Here is a 17,910-nt window from a genome sequence, read left to right on the forward strand (position 1 = left end):
GGGTTAATTAAACGGGCGTATCGAGCGTTGCCAGTTGGACGACTGGTTCGCTCGGCTACACTTGTAAAAAAGAGTTTTCAGGACCAAATTACCGCTTTCAGCGATAATTTACAGCTTTTGAACAACCCAAACCCGTTATTTTAACTTCCTCGCTCAAAGCAAGTCTATCGCTATCCAATTCGCGTAACTCCTAAAAGGCTAATCTTCACGTCCTTCTTTCCGGTTAGCATCGGCCATCCGGACTATCTTGGGCGTAAACTTTGCCAGAACCGATACCAGATCGCGCTGGGCATTGATGACGGTTTCAATGTCTTTGTAGACCATCGGAGCCTCGTCCAGATCACCCCCGATCAACTGCACATCGGCTTGCTGGAGGGCTTTATTCCATTCCGAACGCGTAATCCGGGCAAAGGCTTGGGTACGTGACATTAATCGACCCGCTCCGTGCGACGCCGAATTCAGTGAATCCGCATTCCCTCGTCCGCGCACCACGAAACCGGGCTGCGTCATTGATCCCGGAATGATGCCTAGCACATCCTGTCCGGCGGGAGTAGCTCCTTTTCGGTGAACAATCACCTCGCGACCGTCCGGAAGTTTCTCTTTCCAGGCAAAATTGTGGTGGTTTTCGACCATCGTCAGTGGCGTTTGACCGAGCGCTTTCGCTAGTTTTCGATGGATCTCGTGGTGATTAGCCGATGCGTATTCGCCCGCCAGATTCATGGCAATCCAATACTCCTGCCCTTCTTCGGTATTCAGATCGAGCCACGCCAGATGGGCCGCCTGCTTCGGAAGCCGGGTGCGCTGCATCGCCAGCTTCGAGTAATAATTGGCGACGTTCCCACCGAACCCGCGTGATCCCGAATGGGATAACAAGGCCAGATACTCACCCGGCGGCAGATTCAACTGGTCATCGTTGGTGTACACCTCCACGATACCCCATTCGACAAAGTGATTACCCGTACCGGAGCTTCCCAATTGCCGATACGCTTTGTCCTTCAAATCACGAATTACTTTGGTGGCTCGCCACTGGGGTAAGTCCATCACACTCTCATCAATCTTCTGGCGGGTTTCGCCCCCCATACCAAATTTGGTTTGCTCGACCAGCGATTTTTTCAACAAGTCCGGTTCTCGGTTTAAAAACGCGGGTGGCAGATCGAACACCGACAGACACATTCGGCAGGCAATATCGACGCCCACTGCGTAGGGAATAACGGTGTTGGCATCCGTGGCGAGGACTCCACCAATGGGCAATCCATATCCCTGGTGTGCGTCGGGCATCAGCGCACCAGCGACTGAAACAGGTAAGCTAGCGGCTGTTCCCATTTGTACCAAAGCGCCTTCTTCGATCTGCTCACGACCAAACACGGCATACGGCAGTGGGTCGGTGCGTAAGGCAAAGTCTCGTTCGGTCTGCTTCTCGCTAGCGTCTGACACGTACGGAGCCGGTTCAGGAGGCAAGTAGGTCGCCCCCGTCTCGCTCAGCGGCACAGAGATACCCTGCTTGTTTAGCTCATAGACAGAGCGAGCCAGATTCGTGACTTTGTTGCTCGAGTAAGCGTATTTTTTGGGATGTTGCAGCATCTGCGCCAGCAGACCCATCACCTTTTCTTTCGGGTAGTTGGCCCGTTGTACCAGCCCGTTGGCTACGCGCAAAAAAGATGCGTGTAACTCGTCGGGAACTGGAGCCAGTTCAAGGATGTCGTCAAGTGTGATTGGTATTATTATTGGCGTTTTCATGAGCAGTAATGCGGACAGGATGTCCGCTGTAAAGTAATTAATTGGGCGGATATCCTGTCCGCCTTAGGATTAGCGGGACCGAACGAACAGCTGTTTTAATTGATCAACCATCGAGCCACCGTTGGACACCAAAATTGAATTAATCTTGTCCGCGATTTTCTCCACGTATTCCATTTCTTTTAACTTCCAAAGCATCTCATTGTCTTCCATTAGTTTGGCAAAGTTCTGTAAACTCCGGGTTGATGCAGTCATTTCGCGACATATGGTATGGTTAGCCTGCGTTTTTTTACAGGCCAAAGGTTAAGGACTACTGCGCAGTGTTTTTGCGCAGTTCAAAAAATTTTTCCATTTTTCTGAAAATTGATTAGCCCGATGCCTGCCAATCGCAATGCGCTTGTTCGCTATAAAACGTTAGATGCTTGTCTGCGCAACCGCCAGCGCAAATGGACGCTCGACGACCTGATCGAAACGGTATCGGAAGCACTTTACGAATACGAAGGGCTTGACAAAGGCATTAGCCGACGTACCGTCCAGGCAGATCTGCAACTCATGCGGAGCGATAAACTAGGCTATTTCGCACCCATCGTTGTCATTGACAAAAAGTATTATACCTATGCGGACCCAGCGTACAGCATTACTAACATTCCGCTGTCGGACGGTGATCTATCGCGCATGAACGAAGCGGTTGAAGTCTTGAAGCAATTCAAAGGGTTTTCTCATTTCACAGCCCTCAACGAAGTCGTGCAGAAGCTGGAAGATTACGTGTACTCGACAGCGCAGAAATCGATCCCGGTGATTGATTTCGAGAAAAACGATTCCCTGAAAGGACTTCATTTTCTGGATGACTTATACCAAGCCGTCGTTCAGAAGCAGGCCGTTCGCATACAATACCAATCCTTCTCAGCCCGGTTACCGAATACATTCGTGTTTCACGTCTGGTGGCTAAAAGAATTTAAGAACCGCTGGTTTGCGGTGGGTATGCGCGACGGTAAAAAGAACCTTATGCATCTGGCGCTGGACCGGATGCTGACCGTTGATGGGGCACCTGATACGGATTACACACCCAATCAACACATTGACCCGGAACGGTACTACCAGGATGTGATCGGCGTATCGGTCAGTGAAAATATGCGGGCGATCGTCGTAAAACTCTTTGTTACGCGAATACATGCACCGTACGTCGAAACAAAGCCGCTTCATCACTCCCAGCAGATTGTTGAGCGAATGGCCGATGGGATTGTCATTCAGCTCAAGGTGCAGCACAATTTTGAGCTGGAAAAGGAAATTCTGGGATTTGGCGAAGGCGTGCAGGTGCTCGGCCCCGAACGACTCCGCCGAATTATTCAGCAACGTTTGCAGGCTGGACTAAACGCTTATGAGCCGGTAAACGAGACACCATTAGTCGGAGAACAGTGATGCCTTTTGCATCGTGTCGTACTGTTCGCAGGGCGACCGTCAACCCTGTAAACTGTCGTATTTTCGGTCGATCAGTTCAGCGACTAACCCCGTCCAGCCGGTTTGATGGCTAGCGCCCACTCCCCGCCCATTATCGCCGTCGAAATATTCATAGAAGAGAACGTAGTCCCGGAAATGCGGGTCCTGATACTTCGGATGCTGTCCGAAGGTAACCCGTTGTCCCGACTCGTTCAGGGTGAATAAAGAGATAAGTCGGCAAGTCAGTTCGCAGGCCACCGCTTTTAGTGTAATTTGCTTTCCTGAACCAATCGGGTACTCGACGGTGAAATCGTCGCCGAAGTAGTCGTAGAAACGTTCGATGGATTCAATCATAAGGTAGTTCAGGGGCATCCAGACTGGTCCGCGCCAGTTGCTGTTTCCACCGAACATGGCGCTGTCGCTCTCGGCGGGCGTGTACGCTAACCGGAAGGTCGTGTCGTCAAGCGTAAACTCGTACGGCTGATCGCGATATACTTTCGACACCGCCCGAACGCCGTGCGGACTCAGGAATTCCGTTTCGTCGAGGATCTTGCTGAGTAGCGATTTCAGTCGAAATCCCCTCAACAAACTCAGCAGCCGTTTTTCTTCTTTTCCGGCTTCGGTATAGCGTGAAACCTGACTGTACAGATCGGGCCGATGGCTTTGAAACCACTCCATCCGCTTCCGAAAGCCGGGACGTTGCTGTACTAGTTCGTCGCTTAAAATTTCAACCGCAAACATGGGAATCAACCCAACCATCGTTCGAACGCGCAGCCGCTTTACGTTACCGTCAGACATTCGAAGCTGATCGTAAAAGAAGCCGTCCTGTTCGTCCCAAAGTCCCTGACTGTTCTCGCCGATGCTGGTCATAGCTCCGGCTATGTACAGAAAATGGTCAAAGAATTTCGTGGCAAGTTCATCATAGACGGGGTCGTGCTGCGCCAGTTCGAGCGCAATTCGCATCATATTAAGCGCGTACATCGCCATCCAGCTCGTACCGTCGGCCTGTTCAAGATGGCTACCATCAGGCATTATGGCATTGCGGTCAAACACGCCAATGTTATCAAGGCCCAAAAAGCCTCCTTCGAAGATATTATTTCCCGATTCGTCTTTTCGATTTACCCACCAGGTAAAGTTGATCAACAGCTTATGAAAAATGCCCCGTAAAAACCGAATATCTTCTTCGCCGGGCGGTTTACGCTCCAGCTCCATGCGGTAAATACGCCACGACGCCCAGGCATGAACTGGTGGATTCACGTCGCTAAACGACCATTCGTAGGCGGGTAGCTGCCCGTTCGGGTGCATAAACCACTCGTTGGTCAACAACATGAGTTGCTGCTTGGCAAAACCCGGATCAATAACGGCAAACGTAACGCAATGAAACGCCCAATCCCAGGCCGCGTACCACGGATACTCCCATTTGTCGGGCATCGAAATAACACCCGCATTGATCAGTTGCAACCAGGTGTGGTTCCGGCCTTTGGCTCGCTCCGGTGGTGGTGGCGGACTGTTGGGATCGCCAGATAGCCAGCGCGACACGTCGTAATAGTAATACTGCTTGCTCCAGAGCATACAGGCAAACGCCTGACGTTGTACCAGCTTTTCGTCGTCCGTTGCCTGAGCGGGGTGAATGCTGGCGTAAAACGCATCGGCTTCGGCCTTGCATTGTGCGCTTATCGCATCGAAATCCGCGAAGGGATCGCTCAAGCCGGTTGGTTCCAGCCGGAGCCGGATGGTTGTTGAGCCTCCAGCGTCCAACGTAATTACGTAATGCGCGGCTGCTTTAGTACCCGTTTTTTCCGGATTGACGGTATCCGCGCCGTACACAACATGATCGTTAATACCGTCTTTCGGATAGCGGGCTCCATTGTGCGTGTTGTACAGCCGGACCAGGTTAGATTCGTTGTCGCAGAACAGCCAGTCCGGCTGGCCTTCCGCGTGGCATACATACCGACCTAGCTGCACCTGCTGGGCCAACACGGTTCCATCCGATTGAAGACTTAACTGCGGCTGTTGGCTTGGCACCCCATCGGAGTCGTCCCCCCAGACCCACGTATTTCGAAACCAAAGCGTGGGTAGCACATGCAATTGAGCCGTTTCGGGTCCTCGGTTGACTACCGTAATTGTCATTAGTATATCCTGCGGTCCGGCTTTCGCGTACTCAATGAACACATCGAAGTAGCGATCTTCATCGAACAGTCCGGTATCAAGCAACTCAAATTCGGGATCCTGCCGCGTCCGACGCCGGTTTTCAGCGACCAGCTGCGTATACGGGTAGGCAGCCTGCGGATATTTGTACAGCATCCGCTGGTAGGAATGCGAGGGCGTATTGTCGAGATAATAGTACAACTCCTTCACATCTTCGCCATGATTGCCCTCGCCGTTGGTCAGACCAAAATAGCGTTCCTTGATAATCGGGTCGCTGCCGTTCCAGAGTGCCAGGGCCAGGCAAAGCTGTTGTTTATCATCGCAGAATCCCCCGATACCGTCTTCGCCCCAGCGGTAAGTGTAGCTACGCGCCATGTCGTGGGTTGTGTAATTCCACGCATCGCCGTTCGCACTATAATCTTCGCGGACAGTTCCCCACTGGCGGTCAGATACGTAGGGGCCCCACTGCCGCCAGGCGGGGTCTTGCAAACGTTGTTGTTCGGTGGTCAATTGCTACGGTAGTAATGGTCTAATGATGCCTGACTGTTGACATAGGATGCACGAGGGAAGCAGCATGCATCGGAAATCATGCTTCCCTCATGCATCCTACGTCGCACTTATTCTCAGCCTCCTGTCGCGAACGGTTCGATTACGGTCATGCCACCGTCAATAAAGATACTGGCACCCGTAATATAATCCGACAAATCGGAGGCCAGAAACACAGCGAGGTTACCAACATCCTGCGGTTGACCGATACGGTTGTACGGAATCAAGGACATAAGGCTGTTCAGCGCCTGCGGTGTTTCCCAGGCCGCACGGTTGATCGGTGTCTGGATAGCACCGGGGCAAATGCTGTTGACGCGAATCTGACGATCACCGTACTCCTGCGCCAGCGACTGCATCAGCATTTTTATGGCCCCTTTTGAAGCGGCATAATTAATGTGTCCGGCCCAGGGAATCACTTCGTGTACTGAACTCATACAAATGATCTTTCCTGTAGCCAGGGAAACCTCCGGGCGTGGTCCCCGACGTAGAAACTCACGGATGGCTGCGCGCGCGCACAAGAACTGACCCGTCAGGTTAACACTGATGACCGTATTCCACTGCTCCAGCGTCATTTCGTCGAATTTCGCGTCGCGTTGTAGCCCCGCGTTATTGACCAGAATATCGACGGTTCCGTACTGAGCGACGACATCAGCAAACAGTTGGGTAACTTCTTCTTCCTTACTGACATCACATTGGATAACAGTGCCGGCTCCACCAGCATCCGTAATTTCTTTCAGCACGGCCTCGGCTTCATCCTTACTTTTTGCTGACGAGTGGTTGACGATAACCGTAGCACCGGCCTTAGCCAGTGCTTTAGCGACACCCGCACCAATTCCACTACTGGACCCGGTAATAATGGCGATTTGCCCTTTAAGAACATTATCCATGAAGAACATAAATTAATATAGTCAGTACAATTAAAAAACTGGCTTACGGATCATGCGTACGGCGGCTTACATCTTTGTTAGCGATTATTCCCTATTTTAGAGACGTTTCGCTAACGAATTGTATCCCTCCTCATTTTAACTACCCATGTACACAACCAAACGCGTCCCTTTCCACATTGTTTTTCCGTTCACCTGGCGAGCCGTCCTGCTTTTCTTAGGTTATTCCACGATTATCTGTCTGTTGTATTCTCTAGCGGGCTGGACTTTTCTGGCGATTCCATTCGTTCCGGTGGCTACGATTGGCACCGCCGTCGCTTTTTACGTTGGTTTTAAAAACAACTCCTCGTATGATCGGTTATGGGAAGCCCGGCGAATTTGGGGGAGTATTACCAACGCCAGCCGGTCGTGGGGCATTATGGTGCTCGACTACATACCTTCGGCCCAACCAAACGATTTGCTGGAAAAAGCTGAGCTAAAGACTACACGAGAAAAACTCATTTACCGGCATCTGGCTTATATAACGGCCCTGCGGGTGCAGCTCCGGCAAAAACCCGTTTGGGAGTTGCATCATAACCCCGCCCACGACATTATCGAACGGATTGAGGCTTTCCGACAATGTAGTTTAGATAAGGAACTGAGCCGTTTTCTGTCAGACACCGAGGTTGAAGCGCTGATCAAACACCCGAACCCGGCTACCTATTTGCTCCGTCAGCAATCCGCCGACCTACGGCGACTGCGTGAAGACAACCAACTTTCGGAATACTATCACGTCGATCTGGAACGGATGCTCGTTGAGTTTTACAACCAGCAGGGCGCTTGCGAACGGATCAAATCGTTTCCCTTCCCCCGTCAGTACGCTTATTTCAGCTTTGTTTTCACCTGGTTGTTTATTGCCGTTCTCCCGTACGGGTTGCTTACCGAGATGGCAAAAGTGAGTGGCTGGCACATCTGGCTAACCGTTCCTTTTTTTACGGTTATCGCCTGGATATTCAATACGATGGAAATTGTCGGTGACACCAGCGAAAACCCGTTCGAAAATAGCATCAACGATATCCCGATGACGGCTATTTGCCGCAATATTGAAATTGATTTGCGTGATATGCTGGGCGAAACGGAGCTACCCAAACGGGTACAGGCAATCGATAACATTCTTATGTAACACGGGCGAACGACAAAAGTCGCTGCTTATCGAGGTAGGCCGTTTTACCTTTTATTCCGGCGGATGAAACCAACTGTTGGTTTCATCCGCCGGCTTTTTTTATCCGAAAACTTACCTGACTCCCTCGGCCGTCCGATGGGTCATTTTACCAGAATTGTACTTTTAAGGTGTAAATTTTTCTCAAAAAATCAGATTGTCCTAAAATTTAGAATTATTAGAAAAATCCAAATCATACGTCATTTATAGGGACTTGTTGTATTTTTTCAATAAACAGCCCACAATACCCATATTCGATTGTCTTTTTACATGAACTTTTCCTAAAACGCTGACAATCAAGCCTACTTCTATTGCATTAAATAGCCTTTGCCGCACACCTTTGTCACGGTAAAACAAAATTTCAAACCAAATGAAACAGTTCCGTTTATCAATTGCTGTACTACTTTCAGTATGGGGTCTGGCAGGCATGGGAGATGCCAAAGCCGACAATGGTGCAGGAGCGAATGGGGTGAAAATTGAGAAGTCCGAACAAAAGAAAGTACGCGTTTATACACCGACAACAGCACCGGTTGAAGTGGCTATTATCGATGCCGACGGCAACCTGCTCTATCGGGGCCTGATTTCAAAAAAACAAAAAGGAGCAACCTCCTTCAACCTCAACAGCCTGCCCGACGGTCAGTACTTCCTGACGGCTGGTAACAATGCGTGGTGGTTGTCACAGGGACTTACGATCAAGGGCAATGCACTAAGCATTGACGAACGTAACCTACAGCAGGTGATGGAGCCAACGGTGGCGGCTTACGAGAAAAACAAATTCGAAGTAAATCTGCCCGCGAAAAATGTAGAGGAAGCCAACGTGGCTATCTACGATTCGCAGAACATGCTGGTTCAAACCGACTCGTTCAAAGGCTCGGTTCGCCGGTTCGATCTGTCGGCCCTTCCCGATGGTGCGTACACCTTCGTAGTTGGCCCAACGCAGAAGCAGTTTTCGACGCGCGTTGCGATTAAACACTAATTGGTAACCCTACTTGTAGGCTAGCCTCCGGGAAGGCCCTGACAATCCTTCCCATCTCAAGCAATCCGGTTTTTCGGACAAACCCGATTGCACACCCATTCTCCAGGCCCGTGACATTGGTTTGTCACGGGCTTTTTTGTCTCGTACGCGTTAGGTTCCTAATTCGCGAAGCCGAAGGATAGACAGCTCCTTCATTTTAGATTCGAAGACAATGTCCACCTCTTTACCGTATGTATTGACGGGCGAATAAAGCCAGTCGGCGTGGGCTTCGCGCCGGGCTTTGGGATCTTCGCGTTCCTGCCGCGAATCGGAATAATGAAACACTGGTCTTACATCCCACGTCGCATAGGCCGTCATAAACGCTTCTTCTTCGGTTTGGAAACCGGGATTAAGCGAGTGGTGAAAATAATCGAAGACGATAGGCGTTCCGACTTGTTCGTAAACCTGAACCAGATCGACAACTGTGTACAGACTTGGGCGGTCATCGTTCTCGACGGTCAGGCGGGCGCGGAGATTTTCGGACAACAGGCTGAAATTCTTCGCAAACCGGGCTAACGTACTGGCTTTGTCGCCGTAGGTACCACCCGCGTGGATGTTGATTTTGTTCCAGTGCGACGGTTTCAAGCCCATCAGGTCAAACACTTCCGACTGGTATTCCAGATCCTTGATCGTGTTGTCGAGCACTTTTCCCTGTCCGGCAAGGTGATTGAATGGACCCGGATGCACCGTCAGACGAATAGGCCGACTACCGATTTCTTCTAGCGTTTCCCGGATGTCCGGAAAATCGGGCAGTTCAGAGATCTTGTACTCGGACGCCCACGGAAACAGATCCGACGTAACCCGAAACAAGCGAAAGCCGTGTTCGAGATTCCAGTCCACGACCTTCAATAAATCCTGCACATTTTTCAGGGCCAGCTCCGAGGCATAGGCAGTCCCGCGCTCGGTGAATGTCTTTTTGATCATTCCCCGGGTGGTCGTCACTTTGTCGGCCTGAAGGCTCAAATTGATGCAGGCATAGCCAACATTGGAAGGTGATAAATTCATAGTCCTTAAACCAGAATACCCCCCGTGCGGTTTGCTATTGTGACCGTTCGTTCAAAACTTAGCTCGTTATGGTGCCAATCGCCGGGCAAGGTTTTAACTTACCCCATCAGCGCAGCCGATTTGTATGAAACAATTTTATCTGTACTTACTGGTAGTCCCGTTTCTATGGCTAAGCAGTTGCGTTTCTCTTAAAACCGTTAACACGTTTAGCAAGGCGGCAGTTGTCAGCTTACAGCAACACAAAACCCTACCGATAACCTTTACGACTCTTTACCAGCAACGCGTGCAGGACGATTCGCTCGACCGACATCCCTTTAAAAAAATTCCTTTGATCGGAATTGATTTTACCGAACGTGTCCGCTACGACTCGCTACGTTCTTACCAGGTTGCAGACAGTCTGCTCCGCAACGGCAATCAATTGCTAATTGATTATTTTCAGGCGATAGCGGCTTTTTCCGACCCAAGTGGCTCATTCGTACCCGTTCGGCTCAAGTCGGCCAGTTTTGATAGCTTTTTGCAGAATTCGGCCATCAAACTGACGTCCGCCGAAACGGCCTCGTTTAATCGCACCGCCAACTTACTAGGCTCTTCGGCTACCGGTGCTTACCGCCGTCGAAAACTGGTTGATCTACTGGAAAACAGTCATACCGACGTTCAAAAGATGCTGGCTGTACTGGCTTTTTCGTACGAGCGACTGGCTGAAGTAACAGACATTAGCCGGGAGCAGCAGTACGGACATTACAAAACCGTTCTCATCCAGGATCCGACGCTGACGTATTTGCAAAAACGCACCCTCGCTCAGCAATGGTTACTGACAGCGGGCGACATGGCGAAAAAGCGACAGGCCATACACGTACACGTGAAAACGCTCAGGACAGTCAGCGCGGGCTTCGATGACCTGTATCAACAGCGTCAACAATGGAAAACAAAAGCGTTTTTTGCCAGCGTTAGCACCTACTTAACCACCCTGCAACAGCTTCAGTCCGATCTGGAGCAACTTACCCCTGTCTATGGAAGACTTCACCCTTGATCAAATCGTCAGCATTGCAAACGGTTACCGGACGGTAGCCCGCGCCCTGAACGAATTTCAGGTGATGCACTGGTCTGAATTTACCTACGAGCAACAGCTCGATCTGAATGCGTATCAGAATAGCCTGCTCAACCGTGCCCAGGATTTACAGACGCTGGCGGTGCGCCCGGCTTTTAGCCAGGTCAGCGAAACAGCCGCAGCCATCCGCCAGGCAACCGATGAGGCCAAAGCGGGCCTTCGACGCATTCGCAACGTAACAATAGCGCTCAACATTGGCGCGATCACCGTTGCGCTGGCCGCTTATGTGGCCCGCGCCAATGGCAAAGGCATTCAATCGGCACTTCGCGAACTGGCGGATTTGTTAGCGCTGGATAATGAGGAACCGGTCTGAGATCCGGGTATATTAATAGCAAACGGCTCCCCCGTTGACTGGCGTTCTGCCTGATCAGCGGGGGAGCCGTTCATACGTCTGATTCTACCTACAGAATTAAGCCAGATGGCGATTTCACGCCGACTAGTTCAACTTCAAAAATCAGGTCCTGACCAGCCAGCGGGTGATTCGCGTCGAGCGTTACGCTGGTATCAGTCAAATCGCGAACAACCACCGGGATGGGCCGGGGGTTACCATCTTCGTGCATATTGAGCGTCGATCCTACTTCCAGCGGAATATCAGCCGGAATGTCCGAGCGGTTCAAGGTAAAGATCATTTCTTCATTTGCTGGACCATAAGCGTCTTCCACCGGAATGTTGATGGTTTTCTTTTCGCCTTGCTGCATCCCAGCTACGCCTTCGTCAAAGCCTTTGATGACCTGACCACTACCAACCGTAAATTCCAGCGGGGTACGTCCCTGCGATGAATCGAATACGGTTCCGTCGGTTAGAGTGCCGGTGTAATGCACCTGAACGGTATCGCCGGATTTTGCTTGTGCCATAACTACACTACTGTTTAGTGAATACTTCGCCAAAAGTACAGAACCTATTTGAAAGGTTCTGTAGCAATTATTTATTCAAAAGATGACAATCTTCATTCACCTTTTCGGGTTGCTTCTTATCTATTCAGAAACATCGTCCCCCGTTTCTGATGAACTACAAATACGTTTGGTTGTTTGCAACTATCTGTACAACGCTGATTAGCCGTTCAATAAATGCCCAGCTTCCCCGCTCCCTCCACCCCAACATTACCATTGAGAAACTGATGAATACGCAGGTCAGAGGAGTGCGGCTGGCGTACGACGCAACCACTCAGACCATGTTTTACAATGCCTTTACCGGCGACATTTTTCGCATTGAGCAACCCACCGGCGGTCAGGCGTACGACGTACCGATTGGTTCGTGGCTTGATCACGGCATCAATTATTTACAGGGCATGGCGTTTGCCAATGGGGTTATGATACTGGCCGGAAACTTCAAACAATCCGGACAACAAGGGTACGGGCTGGTTGTCAAAGGCATCCGGCAGTCGAATGGAAGCTGGCGTTGGGAACGCATCATGCAAACCGACCCCTACCCGTCTTCGGCAACATTGTACGACCATGCCTTTAGCGCCGTATGCGTTACACCCAATAAAGATTCTGTGTACATCAGCAGCGGCTCCCGAACCGATCACGGCGAAATTGAAGATACCGATGGCTTGTACCCCAATACCCGCGAGGTCCCGTTGACGGCAACGATTTTCAAATTACCCATAAACCCAGCGTCAACGATTCATCTGCCGAATGAGGCAAACGCGCTCAACCAGTCAGGGTACGTGTTTTGTCAGGGCGTACGCAACGAGTTCGATCTGGCACTCGACGCGCAGGGACGATTATTCGGCGTCGAAAACTCCGGCGACCGGGATGACCCGGAGGAAATGAACTGGCTGCGGAAAGGGCATCATTACGGTTTTCCGTGGGAAATGGGCGGCAATCAGACACCCCAGCAGTTTCCCGGCTATAATCCAAGTCAGGACAAATTGCTGCCCGCTTCGCTATCGCCCGATCAACAGCAGAAATTTTATAACGACCCGACTTTCCCTACCCGCCCCGCCGGGCTTGTCGTAACGCAACCCATCCGCAATGTAGGTCCTGACGCCAATTTTGCGCGCGATCCGAACACAGGGCAAGTGGTCAAAGCCAATTCGATCAGTACCTTCACGTCCCATCGTTCTCCACTGGGTTTAATCTTTGACACCGACAATAGTTTGGCGGATTTTACGGGCGATGCGTTTACCCTGAGCTACTCAGCCGGTGGCGGAGTCCGGGGCGGCTATTTGTTTGCGGAAGAACCCGGCGAAGACTTGCTGCATATTCGACTTCAATACGATCCAGCAACAGACAATTACACCGCCCAGACCACCAAAATCGCCGATAATTTCATAGCCCCGACCGACGCCGAGCGGATAGGCAACATTTTCTACGTGATCGAAGAAGGCAGACAGGCCATCTGGAAATTAACGTTTAAACCTCGGCCTACTGCCCTGGCGGATTTAAGCTTGTCCTTGAAAGCGTCGGATCTGGTAGCAACCATCAATCAACCGCTTACGCTCACCCTGACGGTTCAGAACGACGGCCCGTCACAGGCAGAGCAGATTCAACTCGAAAACCGATTGCCGCCCAGCATGATATACGCAGGGGGAGCATTGACCAACACCAACAACGTGTTGACCAAGACGATCGCTTCGCTGAGTAAGGGTCAATCGGTAAACCTAGTGTACCAACTGATACCGTTGCAGTCGGGCGTCTTTCAGAACGATGCGCAACTCCTTGCCAGTAACACGCCCGACCCTGATTCGGAACCCGGCAGTGGTACCGCCGACGGGCAGGATGACGCAGCGCGGATCGTGGTCCGAACGCGCGACGCGGGTTCCGCTGTCTTTGCCTCACCGAATCCAAACCAGCGACCGCTTCCGGCCGTAATTTCCAATCAGCCCTCGCCCGATCCGACAAAAGCTGACCTGAGTCTGCAATTGATTGCCAGCAACTTAGCCCCCACCGTCGGTGATCTTGTTTCTTTTACAGTACTGGTCTCTAACGCGGGTGGTCAACCGGTTTTGTCCGTGACGGTTGGGCATACATTACCGGCGCAAATGACCTTCGAAACAGGTACGGGATGGACAGCAAATGGATTGACGCTAACAAACCAGATAGGTAGTATTACAGCCGGAGGACAAGCCGTAGCGACCTTTGTAGCCCGCGTGACGAGTAGTGGTCAATTGCTCAATCAAGCCCAGATAACGCAGGCTACCCAGGCTGACCCGGACTCTACACCCAACAATGGGTATACCAACGGCGAAGACGATACAGCCCGCATCGAGCTTAGGGTTCGCTAGCGATTCCAGACCGTGATCAATTCGAGAAACTCGTGCTGGATGGACTGCGTCCGGTCCTCGTTGTACCACCGCTGAAGACGTTCGGCCAATTCGGGGAATGGCATTTTGTCCCGCCATTCCAGAAACAAGGTCTGAAGAGCCGCCGGACGTGGTCCCCACGAACCCAGTTCCGTTAAATCGGAAGCCCGTACACAGACAAGTTTCGGAATCGACTTACCGCCGTTGGTCAGGTAGGCGTTCATCAACTCAGGGTTCTTATCGCGCAGCAAAAACCGGATCGATACGTTGGGCGATTGTTCTGCCATTTGGTGCAGCACCGGGATTGATTGGGCCGCGTCGCCACACCAAGACTCAGTAAGAACAAGCCAAATCCACGGTTCCGAAACCGATTCCAGCGCCGTCTTTAACGTAGCATTTAGGCTGGCTAACTTATCCAACCGGCTCATCCTGTGCAGGTTTAACTTCGCATACCCTAAAATTTCGGGAGTGTTGTAAGAAGGTGCCTCGGAGGTTGTACGGCCCTGCGTCAGCAATTCGGTTGACAGGGTAATGTATTGATCGTACGTAAGCGCCGATGCGATCAACTCCGGCGTAACCACAGAAGAAGGTAGTGTCATAGGTATACCAGTTAGTAGCAATTCTGCAACATCAGCTTGCGTCTCTTTCGTTCGCCTGTCTGTCAGCAGCACAGGCCGCTTGATGAATTAAGTAGCTCCTTCTTGCATATATCGTTTTCTTATGTATACATTTACAACTGTAACACCAGTTTTATTTTTCGATTACCATGGATGCACCAAGCAACGAATTTCTTCGTGGCACGCTCAAAACAATTGTCCTGAAACTTTTGGCTGAACAATCGCCATCGGGTCGGGCCAGAATGTACGGTTATGAAATTACCCAGGCCGTTAAAGAGCGAACCAAAGGCGAAATAACGCTGTCGTTTGGCGCCTTATACCCCGTATTGCACAAACTAGAGCAGGAAGGTTTATTGATCACAGAAAGCGAAGAGGTGGAAGGACGACTCCGGAAATACTATTCGCTTACACCAACCGGTGCCAAAGCCGCCGAACAAAAAGTCTCTGATTTTGAACGGTTCATGGAAGCCATGCGCGCCCTGCTGCATCCACCAGTCAGTTTGGCTACCGGACACTAATTACGCCTAAATCAACTCAACCGATAAGTAATCGATCCAGTGCCATGGAAAAACTCAGCCCGCAACAACTGGCCACGTTGCATCATCACCTGATCCATAGTGGTTCTACCAACGTTCTGATTGACGAATTGCTCGACCACCTGGCCTGCGAGGTGGAGTACTATATGTGGATTGGTTTATCGTTTGATGCGGCTCTGAAAGCCGTTCTGGAACAGGCGAACAATAAGGCGGTTCAGCATTTACAGTCTGCCTACAAAGTGGAACTGGCCATGACTGAAGAACAACTCCGGCAAGCGAGTCTGGATGATATCGTGTTTGAATTTCGCAACAAGTCGTACGGGGCCTACGATCTTCGGCAGGCTTATCGCATCAATCTGCGCAACGCGTTTATCATGACCATTGGCCTGTGCCTGATGCTGATGGCTATGATGGATGGGATTAGCCGCCGGACGTGGTCTTACCTTAGTCCTTGGGGCGTTGCGTGGCTGATCGGTTTAAGCAGCGTTACGTTCGTAGTCATTAGCTGGTATCTGCAATCGACCCGCCAGCAGCCGACGTCTGTATCCCGGACCTTTATCGATCACGCCTGAAACAGCGTATATACATCCCGGTTATATCTAAGAAGAAATGACCAGTAAGCTAGTCCGTTGTTCATGTGTTGTGTAACGGACTAGCTTACTGGTCATACTAGTCAATATTAGTAGGCGCGGGCAAAAACCACGCGGCCTTTGGAGGGCTTACCAGAATACACATCGACGCCTTCTTCGGGCTCCTGATCGAACGGAATACAGCGAATGGTAGCTTTCGTAGCTTCCTTGATTGCTTCCTCGGTTTCGGACGTGCCATCCCAGTGAGCCAGCAGAAAACCACCTTTTTCGAGCTGCTCCTGGAATTGATCGAAGGTATCGACCTTAAACGTATTTTCTTCCCGGAACTTGAACGCTTTGTTGTAAATCGACTGCTGAATGTCGTCAAGCAACGCCTGAATTCGTTCGGTCAAGCCCTCGAAGGGTACCGTTTCTTTTGTTTTCAAATCGCGACGTGCCATCTCGATGGTGCCGTTTTCCAGATCACGACCACCCATCGCCAGCCGAACCGGAACACCCCGTAGTTCGTATTCGGCAAATTTCCAGCCGGGCTTGTTCGCATCCGAATCGTCGTATTTAACCGAGATCCCCGCTTTCCGCAATTCCTGCACCAACGGTTTTAGCTTGGCCGAAAGCAGTTCGAGTTGTTCTTCGCTCCGGTAGATCGGTACGATAACGACTTGAATAGGAGCCAGTTTTGGCGGTAGTACCAGACCATCGTCGTCGGAGTGAGCCATGATCAGTGCCCCCATCAACCGCGTCGAAACGCCCCACGATGTTCCCCAGACGTAATCCAGCTGGTTTTGCTTATTCAGGAACTGAACGTCAAAGGCTTTCGCGAAATTCTGCCCCAGGAAGTGCGACGTTCCCGCCTGAAGCGCTTTTCCGTCCTGCATCATGGCTTCGATGCATAACGTATCGTCGGCCCCGGCAAAACGTTCGTTCGCCGTTTTGGCTCCCCGAACGACGGGCAGCGCCATCCACTCCTCCGCAAACTGCGCGTACACGTCGAGCATCTGACGCGTTTCCGCTTCGGCTTCCTCCTTGGTCGCGTGCGCGGTATGGCCCTCCTGCCAAAGGAATTCGGCGGTACGCAGGAAAATCCGCGTCCGCATTTCCCACCGTACTACGTTGGCCCACTGGTTTACCAACAATGGCAGATCTCGGTACGATTGAATCCAGTTTTTGTATGTGCTCCAGATTACCGTCTCGGAAGTCGGTCGAACGATCAGTTCTTCTTCAAGCTTTGCTTCCGGATCGACCGTAACGCCTGAACCGTCCTCCGCGTTTTTAAGCCGGTAATGCGTCACGACGGCGCATTCTTTGGCAAATCCTTCGACGTGTGAGGCTTCTTTACTCAGGTACGATTTTGGAATGAACAACGGGAAATAAGCATTCGAGTGGCCGGTTTCCTTAAACATATCGTCCAGCGCCCGCTGCATCTTTTCCCAAATCGAAAAACCGTACGGCTTGATGACCATACAGCCACGAACGGCTGAATTTTCGGCTAGATCGGCCTTTCTGACTAACTCATTATACCACTCGGAGTAGTTCTCACTACGGGACGGAATTGCTTTTGCCATGATACGCTACAGAAAAAAAGATGACCAGATGACGACCCCAGAAATTAACACGCTGATTACTAGTGTATTGAAACACAGATATGCTTGTTTATCTGGCTGAACCGCAACTTTTTACATCTTTTTTTCCAACATGATTAAACCTTGATGAATAAAATGGAATCTAATATATTGAAAAGTTGCAAAGATAGGTTTTTGCTCTATTTTTGTAATCAATCGTGTCAAACCTTTGTTATAGGTTAAAGTGGCACTTGGTATGAGCCTTTACTACTATTAATTCCCTGGC

At 50.9% G+C, this 17,910-nt stretch carries 16 protein-coding genes; 8 read left to right on the forward strand and 8 right to left on the reverse strand.

Going from position 1 to position 17,910, the window contains the following annotated elements:
• Nucleotides 1-198: 198 nt before the first annotated feature.
• Together M0L20_RS00390 and M0L20_RS00395 are read right to left on the reverse strand one after the other, a co-directional pair.
• Nucleotides 199-1,737, reverse strand: a complete 1,539-nt coding sequence (locus M0L20_RS00390; protein WP_248475161.1) for an RtcB family protein — start codon at nt 1,735-1,737, stop codon at nt 199-201.
• 69 nt (nt 1,738-1,806) lie between these two features.
• Entirely contained in the window at nt 1,807-1,989 is a 183-nt protein-coding gene (locus M0L20_RS00395) for an SPFH domain-containing protein (protein ID WP_248475162.1), read from the reverse strand.
• A 120-nt stretch (nt 1,990-2,109) separates the two neighbouring features.
• Here M0L20_RS00395 and M0L20_RS00400 point away from each other — a divergent pair, with 120 nt between their 5' ends.
• On the forward strand, nt 2,110-3,153 hold the full coding sequence (locus tag M0L20_RS00400; RefSeq protein ID WP_248475163.1) for a helix-turn-helix transcriptional regulator: 1,044 nt from the start codon (nt 2,110-2,112) through the stop codon (nt 3,151-3,153).
• A 39-nt stretch (nt 3,154-3,192) separates the two neighbouring features.
• Here M0L20_RS00400 and M0L20_RS00405 read toward each other — a convergent pair whose 3' ends face one another.
• Together M0L20_RS00405 and M0L20_RS00410 are read right to left on the reverse strand one after the other, a co-directional pair.
• On the reverse strand, nt 3,193-5,829 hold the full coding sequence (locus tag M0L20_RS00405; RefSeq protein ID WP_248475164.1) for an MGH1-like glycoside hydrolase domain-containing protein: 2,637 nt from the start codon (nt 5,827-5,829) through the stop codon (nt 3,193-3,195).
• A gap of 113 nt (nt 5,830-5,942) precedes the next feature.
• A complete protein-coding gene (locus tag M0L20_RS00410) occupies nt 5,943-6,752 on the reverse strand; it encodes a glucose 1-dehydrogenase (RefSeq protein WP_232558851.1) in 810 nt (269 codons plus the stop codon).
• 145 nt (nt 6,753-6,897) lie between these two features.
• On the opposite strand from M0L20_RS00410, the gene M0L20_RS00415 reads away from it, so the two are divergent.
• Complete coding sequence (locus tag M0L20_RS00415) at nt 6,898-7,911, forward strand: bestrophin family protein (protein ID WP_248475165.1); 1,014 nt, start codon at nt 6,898-6,900, stop codon at nt 7,909-7,911.
• A 406-nt stretch (nt 7,912-8,317) separates the two neighbouring features.
• Nucleotides 8,318-8,923 carry a T9SS type A sorting domain-containing protein gene (locus tag M0L20_RS00420; protein WP_232558853.1) on the forward strand — a complete coding sequence of 202 codons (606 nt, stop codon included), beginning with the start codon at nt 8,318-8,320 and terminating at the stop codon, nt 8,921-8,923.
• Nucleotides 8,924-9,073: 150 nt separating this feature from the next.
• On the opposite strand, the gene uvsE is transcribed toward M0L20_RS00420, so the two are convergent.
• The gene (uvsE, locus tag M0L20_RS00425) at nt 9,074-9,967 is read right to left on the reverse strand and encodes a UV DNA damage repair endonuclease UvsE (RefSeq protein ID WP_232558854.1); all 894 of its coding nucleotides are present in this window, start codon (nt 9,965-9,967) and stop codon (nt 9,074-9,076) included.
• A 124-nt stretch (nt 9,968-10,091) separates the two neighbouring features.
• Between uvsE and M0L20_RS00430 the strand changes: the two genes are divergently transcribed.
• Nucleotides 10,092-10,997, forward strand: coding sequence for a hypothetical protein (locus M0L20_RS00430; protein WP_248475166.1), 906 nt, complete (start codon nt 10,092-10,094; stop codon nt 10,995-10,997).
• A complete protein-coding gene (locus M0L20_RS00435) occupies nt 10,978-11,388 on the forward strand; it encodes a hypothetical protein (protein ID WP_232558856.1) in 411 nt (136 codons plus the stop codon). Before M0L20_RS00430 ends, M0L20_RS00435 begins: the two co-directional genes overlap by 20 nt.
• A gap of 88 nt (nt 11,389-11,476) precedes the next feature.
• Here the strand turns inward: M0L20_RS00435 and M0L20_RS00440 are convergent, their stop codons facing one another.
• Complete coding sequence (locus tag M0L20_RS00440; RefSeq protein WP_248475167.1) at nt 11,477-11,929, reverse strand: FKBP-type peptidyl-prolyl cis-trans isomerase; 453 nt, start codon at nt 11,927-11,929, stop codon at nt 11,477-11,479.
• A 149-nt stretch (nt 11,930-12,078) separates the two neighbouring features.
• On the opposite strand from M0L20_RS00440, the gene M0L20_RS00445 reads away from it, so the two are divergent.
• Nucleotides 12,079-14,304: a PQQ-dependent sugar dehydrogenase gene (locus M0L20_RS00445; protein WP_248475168.1), complete on the forward strand. Its 2,226-nt coding sequence runs from the start codon at nt 12,079-12,081 to the stop codon at nt 14,302-14,304.
• Here M0L20_RS00445 and M0L20_RS00450 read toward each other — a convergent pair.
• Entirely contained in the window at nt 14,301-14,921 is a 621-nt protein-coding gene (locus M0L20_RS00450) for a thioredoxin family protein (RefSeq protein ID WP_248475169.1), read from the reverse strand. The two genes, M0L20_RS00445 and M0L20_RS00450, sit on opposite strands and share 4 nt — an antisense overlap.
• Nucleotides 14,922-15,088: 167 nt before the next feature.
• On the opposite strand from M0L20_RS00450, the gene M0L20_RS00455 reads away from it, so the two are divergent.
• Both M0L20_RS00455 and M0L20_RS00460 read left to right on the forward strand, forming a co-directional pair.
• Nucleotides 15,089-15,457, forward strand: coding sequence for a PadR family transcriptional regulator (locus M0L20_RS00455; protein ID WP_248475170.1), 369 nt, complete (start codon nt 15,089-15,091; stop codon nt 15,455-15,457).
• A gap of 44 nt (nt 15,458-15,501) precedes the next feature.
• Nucleotides 15,502-16,047 carry a hypothetical protein gene (locus M0L20_RS00460; protein ID WP_232558862.1) on the forward strand — a complete coding sequence of 182 codons (546 nt, stop codon included), beginning with the start codon at nt 15,502-15,504 and terminating at the stop codon, nt 16,045-16,047.
• 107 nt (nt 16,048-16,154) lie between these two features.
• Here M0L20_RS00460 and proS read toward each other — a convergent pair whose 3' ends face one another.
• Nucleotides 16,155-17,627 (reverse strand): proline--tRNA ligase, encoded by a 1,473-nt coding sequence (gene proS, locus M0L20_RS00465; RefSeq protein WP_232558863.1) that lies wholly within the window; start codon nt 17,625-17,627, stop codon nt 16,155-16,157.
• Between the last annotated feature and the right edge of the window lie 283 nt (nt 17,628-17,910).

It is taken from the genome of Spirosoma liriopis (assembly GCF_023196085.1).
Taxonomy (GTDB): domain Bacteria; phylum Bacteroidota; class Bacteroidia; order Cytophagales; family Spirosomataceae; genus Spirosoma; species Spirosoma oryzicola.